The sequence below is a fragment of the Spiroplasma sp. DGKH1 genome (assembly GCF_040940205.1).
In the GTDB taxonomy this organism is placed as follows: Bacteria; Bacillota_I; Bacilli_A; order Mycoplasmatales; family Mycoplasmataceae; genus Spiroplasma.
On the sequence record NZ_JASTWG010000005.1, the window covers coordinates 121,803 to 129,825 of the forward strand.

6 protein-coding genes are annotated in these 8,023 nt (G+C 30.3%); all 6 read left to right on the top strand.

From position 1 onward, the window contains the following. Positions 1 to 9: 9 nt before the first annotated feature. The 6 genes from QPK10_RS05125 (at position 10) to QPK10_RS05150 (ending at position 7,924) form a co-directional block, all read left to right on the top strand. Positions 10 to 1,188, top strand: coding sequence for a hypothetical protein (locus tag QPK10_RS05125; RefSeq protein WP_368486930.1), 1,179 nt, complete (start codon positions 10 to 12; stop codon positions 1,186 to 1,188). Between the two features lie 17 nt (positions 1,189 to 1,205). Next, entirely contained in the window at positions 1,206 to 2,480 is a 1,275-nt protein-coding gene (locus tag QPK10_RS05130) for a hypothetical protein (protein WP_368486931.1), read from the top strand. 120 nt (positions 2,481 to 2,600) lie between these two features. Continuing rightward, entirely contained in the window at positions 2,601 to 4,019 is a 1,419-nt protein-coding gene (locus QPK10_RS05135) for a hypothetical protein (protein ID WP_368486932.1), read from the top strand. Positions 4,020 to 4,098: 79 nt separating this feature from the next. After that, a complete protein-coding gene (topA, locus tag QPK10_RS05140; protein WP_368486933.1) occupies positions 4,099 to 6,099 on the top strand; it encodes a type I DNA topoisomerase in 2,001 nt (666 codons plus the stop codon). Positions 6,100 to 6,241: 142 nt separating this feature from the next. Further along, positions 6,242 to 6,565 carry a S1 RNA-binding domain-containing protein gene (locus tag QPK10_RS05145; protein WP_368486934.1) on the top strand — a complete coding sequence of 108 codons (324 nt, stop codon included), beginning with the start codon at positions 6,242 to 6,244 and terminating at the stop codon, positions 6,563 to 6,565. 75 nt (positions 6,566 to 6,640) lie between these two features. Further along, positions 6,641 to 7,924, top strand: a complete 1,284-nt coding sequence (locus QPK10_RS05150) for a glucose-6-phosphate isomerase (protein ID WP_368486935.1) — start codon at positions 6,641 to 6,643, stop codon at positions 7,922 to 7,924. The last annotated feature ends 99 nt before the right edge of the window (positions 7,925 to 8,023 follow it).

The window sequence follows — 8,023 nt, forward strand, 5'->3', positions numbered from 1 at the left end:
GGAGGTATTATGAAAAGATTACTTTTAAGTTTAATGTCCTTAAATTTTACCTTAACTGCTAGTTTACCAGTAATTAGCTGTCAGCAACCAACTGCGAAAGCTGATATTTTTGACTTAGCAACAATTAATTCAGAAATTTTAACAAAGCATTCTTGAACAATTGACCAGTTGTTAGGAGCCAGCAATGGGAAGTTTGGTAGTTTACGCGACCATGTGCTAGCGATTATTAGTCAAAATCTTCCCCAGTTAGACTTGTTAAAAATTAAAGCTGATATTTATTATGGTAATCAAACGACAGTTAATCCCCAATTATTAATTAACTTTAATGATATTAATAACTTAGCTCCAATATTTAATTTTACGGTACATCTAACTCCCTCAGAATATGGTCATTATCAAAATGAAAAATGAATTCATTTTGAAAAGAACATTGATTTTTCAAATTTAGATGTTTTCAAAAATGCCACTTATGTTTATAATGACCATCCTCTAAAATTGAATGCCGCAGAATTATTAACAACTTTTATTAATAATTATAATAGGATTATTACGAGCGAAGCAGCTAATTTAGAAATCAAAACATATTTGGAAAGCCAAAATCTAATTAATAATAAGTTGGAATTACCAAGGAATTTATTTAAAATTAATTATCAAAACTATCAAGAAAATTTAACTAATTATCTTACTTTTAAAGAAGATAATGCCAATTTAGTTTTTAATCCTACTGATAAAGTGTTAGTTCAGCAAGAATTGGGGGCAAAAGGGTTACAATTTCATACTACTAACTTCTTAACAGGTTGAAAAGTTACCACTGATGGTAGTGATTTTAATACCAATGATTGACGCTATATTGACTGAAAGCCGTTACCAAAAACTTATGCTAAAACTACCTTAGTTCAAGATGTCATTGAGGATACAAGAGCTTATTTGGCGGCCCATATTGCCCATGTGCATAATTCCCATTTTTTAACTAGTCAAGATATTAAAATTGTTATTAAAAAAAGTTACCAACCAAATGCTGATGATGCATGGCCATTAACAACCCCATTAGTTAATTTATGAAAAACCGCTGAACATGGTAATTTAAATTATGCTTATGTTTGAATTAGTAAAAGTAATAATAGTTTATTAACGGTTGATAATAGCAAAAGTGTGGCGGGAACCCATATTACTTTTAAAATAAGTTAGAAAAGAGGAAAACCCAGATGGTGAGAGAATTAGAAGTATTTAAGTATTTTATTGGGACAAACCTTTGTTTGGTAATTTTTAGTACTGCTGTGGTAGGAATGTTTTATTGAAAAAATTTTCAATCAACTAAAAAAGCAACCACTATTTTAAAAAGTAACCTTTATTATGTGATTTATTTTTCATTACCAATGATAATTATCTTCCCAACAGTTGAAATTATATTATTATTTACAACTTCTAACTTCTATTTTATTAGTAACCCACCGTTAACTTGATCATATTCATCACGGTTTATTTGCCATTTATTATTAACAATTATTAGTGGTTTACTATTCTGTGGTTTTTGTGGGATTTGATATTTTAAACGCTGAAAATTAATGTTATATTTTACAGATGATACCATGGGTAATTTTTTTGATCAAATTGAACGGGCTGACTTACAAGCTAGGGTGATAAAATACCACGAGAGTTTAATTTTTAAATTTAATAACCAGTTTATTCAATATCATCACCAGCATCTTTTTTGTAGTTCCTTATTAAAAATTTTAAATTTAACTGTTACTATAGAACAAGATCCAACTATTTTACATAAGGTTAATTTTTTAAGAATTAATAAATATTCATTTGCAAAAATTGATTCCCAAAAAAATAATGCTAATTTTATTTCAAAAGTTTATGGCGCTTTAATGTGAAAGCAACTAATAAATTGAACTATTTTATTTTTTAGTTTTGTTAACCTGTTGCTAGTAATTTTTATTTTCGTTGCGGGGATTGCTCAGTGATCCCCAAAATTATGAGATTTTTATCATTATTTTCAGCAAAAGTATGTTTTAGTTACCAATAATATTATTTATATTCTTGCTATAATTATTGTCATTTTTAATTTTTTAGTTTTAGCTGGGTTGGGAATTATACTATTTATTAATATTTATAGTCAGAATTGAAAAAGTTTACTTTTTAACCTTACTAAAATAATTTGTAGTGTCATTATTATTAGTTTAAGTCTTTATTTTTTAACAAGTTTAATTAATTTTGTTGCTTATTTTAATGCTAAAATAAGTAATTCTAATGTAATTCCTCCCGTTAATGTCAATGATTTATTAATTTGACTGAACCAAGATTATATCAAAGGGATGGGGATTGTGATGTTATTGCAAATTATTTTCACAAGTTATATTATTGGGAATTTAACATATGAATTAATCATTAATTTTCAAGCGCAAAAAATTGCAAAAAAATTATTGCTTAATCAGCATTATTGAAGATCTTTGTTTAAAATTAAGAGAAATTAATTCTTAACATTTAACCTTGCCTAAAAAATTTCGAGGATCAAACCAATAAAATTTAGATTTTTATGATAAAATATATATGTAATATATGGTCAAAATAGTATAAAAGTTAGGGTGAAAAAAATGAATTCAATGGGCATGAATAACAATCTTTTTTATTGTTCCCCAAATTGTCAGGGGCATTTTAATGTTGGTGCAAATTATGGTTATTATCATCAATATCCAATGCCAGGACAATATCAATATCCCCAGTACTTGCAACCGCAAAATCTGCAACCACAGCCTTATTCACCATTAGTAGCATTTCAACAACCAACAATGATACCACCATTTCCGAATCCAATGGTGTTAAATAATTTTACTGGCTACCAACCGAACCAGTATCAACAATTTGCTCAGTATCCTAATATGTTACCACCACATAATATTGGGATAAATAATGAAAGAATGTATGCGTCGGTTCCCGAACCCTATCAGCCAAAGGTTAAATCTTATAATCCCAAAGATGAATATGACTGAGCAATTCATATTTCAGAAATTTTAGATGAGTTTGTTAATCGAAATCGCCCTAAAAATAGATTTAGTGCAGAGCATGATTCATATGATAAATTAATAACAACTTTAAACAACTCAATTAATAACCTAAACAATGCGGTGAAACATAATGAAGAATTAATTAAAGCAGCTAATTTATCAGAACCAGCAACGCCAATTAGTAGTTTAACAACAGATAATGTTAAGAAAGAGCACTCTTTAGCAGCTGAAGTTTCAACGGCACCAGCAACAGATGAAAATTTAAGTGATATGGCCATTCCTTTAGTAACGCCAAAAATAATAGAAACTCCGTTGGAAAATGAAGAAGATCATTTATTTTTTGATCCCAGTGTGATTGATGATCTTGAAGACCACGAGTTTACAAATGAACCAGATGATGAATTAAGAGAAGATATCCAAAAGTTTACTAAAATTGAAGAAATGCCTGAGGTAGAGATTTTAGATAATAAACATAGTTATCAAGAAAGTTATGATAATGAAGATTACTACCAAGAAAATCCAAATTTAAATGATGAATTAAGTGAAATTATGGAAGCAGTTGCCACCGAAGAGGGTGTTGAAAATACTGACCCCCTGGCTACAACTTATAAGAATATTACTTTAAAAACACCAACTGGAAAAGTTAGTGCCCAAGAAGTTTATGAATATATGTTTGATGAATATGGACATAATAAAGTTGGACAATTTGATGTAATGGAACAATTCGGATTAACGGATAAACAATATATTAAATTATTAAATAATTTTTATGATATTAATGGACCAACCCAAAAAATCAAACAACCAAAATTAAAACAACCACGAAAAATTAACAAAAAAGCATTGGTAATATCCTTAGCTGTAATTTTAACCCTTGCTGTTTTAGTTGCAATTTTAATTGTTTTATATTTTGAAGTACCGGCGGTCCATGATAAATTCCAAATTGCAATTGATAAGATTAATAGTGGATGAAATCAAATGATTATGTCAATTAAAAACAAACTATAAATATTTATAGTTTGTTTTTTTAAAATCTATGTATAATAGAGTATGTAGATTATTTTGAGTTTTAAAGGAGTGTATAAAAATGGCAGGGACCTTAGTTATTCTGGAATCACCTACGAAAACAAAAGCCGTTGCAAAATATTTAGGAGAAGGTTATACTGTTTTATCTTCAGAAGGCCATATTCGAAATTTATCGACCAAAGGAGAATTTGGGCTTGGAGTTGACATTATAACTTTTGAACCAACTTATAAAATTGAACGTGGGAAAAAAGAAAAAGTTAAAGAATTAAAGACTGCAGCTAAATCAGCCGATTTAGTTATCCTGGCAACCGACCCGGACCGGGAAGGCGAAGCAATTGCTTATCACTTAAATGAAGTTTTAGCATGTAAAGATAAATCACGAAGAGTACGTTTTAACGAGGTTACCAAAGATGCTGTTTTAGAAGCTTTCCAATATCAAACTGATATTGATATGAACTTAGTTAAGTCCCAAGAAGCACGGCGCATTTTAGACCGTTTTATTGGATTTCGGTTAAGTAAGTTATTACAAAAAAAGATTAAATCAAAATCAGCTGGACGGGTACAATCAGTAGCTTTGAAATTAATTGTCGAGCGCGAAAAAGAATATCAAAATTTTGTTCCCAAAGAATATTGAACTGTAGAGGGGTTATATAAAAAAGCTGTTGTTAAATTAGTTAAGTATCAAAATGAAAAAATTGAGCTTAATAATGAAGCGGAAGTTTTAAAAGTAAAAGCTGCTCTTCAAAAAGACTATGAAGTTGTGGATATTAAAGAGAGTGAACGCCAACGAAAATCTCCTAATCCGCACACTACTTCAACAATGCTTCAAGAAGCAAGTAGTAAGCTGGGGTTCCCATCAAATAAAACTTCAATGATTGCCCAACAATTGTATGAAGGAATTAAAGTTAAGGATGATTTAGTTGGGTTTATTACCTATCCACGGACAGACTCAATTCGGTTAAGCGAAAAATTTGTTCAAGATGCTTTTGACTATATTACCATTAACTATGGAAAAGAATATCTCGGAGAAGTTAAACAACCATCCCGAAAAAAGAAAAATGTCCAAGATGCCCATGAAGCAATTCGTCCGACTGATTTAACAATGACACCTGATTTAGCGAAAGAGTACCTTTCACGTGATCAATGGCGGTTATATAAAATAATTTATCAACGGGCATTAGCTAGTTTAATGGCCAGCGCAAAATTATTAGGAACAACAATTATCTTATTAAATAATGATTATGAATTTCGAATTACTGGTAGTGTTGTAATCTTTGAAGGGTTTTTAAAAGCGGTGTCCCTAGATGATGATGAAGATCTTGCAAAATTACCAAAATTAAAAATTGGTCAATTCATTAATTTAAATGAATTATATGGAATTCGTCATTTTACCAAACCACCAAGCCGTTATTCAGAAGCCCGATTAATTAAAACTTTAGAAGAAATCGGGGTTGGACGTCCTTCAACCTATGCTCCTATTATGAAAACATTACGTGATCGTGGTTATATTATGATTGAAAATAAAGCAATTAAAGCCACGGAACGTGGGATCTTAACAAGTGACAAATTACAAGAATATTTTAATGATATTATTAATGAATCGTATACTTCTTCAATTGAAGAAACCTTAGATGTTATTTCAAAAGGAGAAAGTGAGCCCAAACCACTATTAAAAGAATTCTGAGAACGGTTTGAACCACGGATTGAAAATGCGATGAATTTAATGGAAGAAATTCCAGTTGAAAAAGCGGGAATTATTTGTCCGGAATGTGGCAATGACTTAGTTTACCGTTATGGAAAATATGGGAAATTCATTGCTTGTTCGGGGTTTCCAAAATGTCGCTATATTCACCAGACAGGACCAAAGTTTGGGACTTGTCCAAAGTGTGGCATTGGTGAAATTATTTTAAAATTTAACAAACGTAATCAACGTTTTAAAGCATGTACTAATTATCCGGATTGTGATTATACGGATTCTTATAAAGAAGAGAAACCAGATGATAATGGTGGGGACAATATTGAAGAAAAAAATGAGTTATATCGCATAAATTTTCTAAATTAGATAATTTTAGCAAAATTTAGAAAATAATTTGACAATTTTGATATTTCTGACTGGGAATTTATATAAAAAATTGTAATAATTAAAAAATAATTTTCCTAAATATAAATGTATAATGAGACAATAGAAAGGGGAATATAACACTATGTATAGTAAAGGACAAGTAGTTACAGTTAAAATTACTAATATTACACCTTTTGGAGCATTTTGTGAATTAAAAGATGCAACTGGCTTAATTCATATCTCAGAATTTTCAGACTTCTTTGTCAAAGACATGAAACAATTTGTTAATGTTGGTGATGAAGTTGAAGTTGAGGTATTAGATTTTGATGCTGATAAAAAGCAAGTAAAATTAAGTTATAAAAACTGTCGACCAGAATTACTAAAGAAGACAAATAGCCAGATTCAAGAAACTGGCGCTGGTTTTCAACCATTAAAAGAAAAAATTAATTCATTAACTAGCAAATAATAATTAATAATTAATACCTAATTAGTGAGTTTTCATTGAAAGTTTAAAATTAGGAAGTGAGCGTATCAAATAACAATGATTAAAACAGATTTAACAAATGCAATATCAGAATTAGATTTTAATAAATATAACCAACAAATAGCTGCGATTCATCAAATGATCCATGATAAGACAGGTGTGGGCCATGAGTTTTTAGGATGAGTTGAATGACCACTTAATTACGATAAAGCAGAGTTAGCAAAAATGAAAGCAGTAGCAAGTGAATTGACGAAAGAAATTGATGTTTTGTTAGTTATTGGCATCGGGGGAAGTTATCTCGGTTCACGTGCTGCAATTGAAATGATTAATGGACTGTATTATCAACCACAAGTTGAGATTATATATCTTGGCAATACGATGTCATCGACATATACTCAACAAGTTTTAGATTATGTAAAAAATAAGGAATTTGGAATTTGTGTTATTTCCAAATCTGGAACAACAACAGAACCAGCAATTGCCTTTCGCTTATGTAAAGATTTATTAGAACAAAAGAAGGGTAAAGCAGTTGCCAAAACCAGAATCGTTGCTGTGACAGATAAAACAAAGGGTGCCTTAAAGGAACTTGCCAACCAAGAAGGCTATCAAACATTTATTATTCCTGATGACATTGGGGGACGATATTCGGTGTTAACACCAGTTGGAATCTTTCCAATGCTAGTAGCCGGTGTGAATGTTGATGAAGTTTTTGCGGGAGCAAATTTAGCTTACAAAGATACTTTAAGCGCTGATTTAACTAACGAGGCATATCGCTATGCATTAGCACGGTATTTATTAAATACCCGTGATCACTATCAAAGTGAAATGTTAGTTAGTTATGAATTACAATTCCAAATGTTGAATGAATGGTGAAAACAACTGTTTGGAGAATCAGAAGGTAAAGATGGGAAAGGGTTATTACCAACCTCATGTATCTTTTCTACTGATTTACACTCCTTAGGACAATTCATTCAGGAAGGTACTAAAAATATTATTTTTGAAACAGTGATCAAAATTAATAAACCAAATGGTGATTTAGTACTAACAGCTGACCAAGAAAATTTAGATGGTTTAAATTACTTAGCTGGTAAAACATTACATAGTGTAAATACCATTGCCATGGCCGGGGTTGTTGATGCCCACCACCAGAGTGGTAATGTCCCAAATATCATTTTAGAATTTGCGACAATGGATGCGAAAATGTTTGGTTACTTATCATATTGATTTATGAAAGCGTGTGCAATGTCAGCGTATTTATTAAAAATTAATCCGTTTAATCAACCAGGAGTTGAAATATATAAAACTAATATGTTTAAATTACTGGGAAAACCCGGAAAATAACATATTTAAAAAAGTAGTTTTCTGAATATGTCAAGAAAAGTAGACATATTAAAAATAAGTTATAGGAATGATTTTCTGTATTCAACAGGACTCATTCCT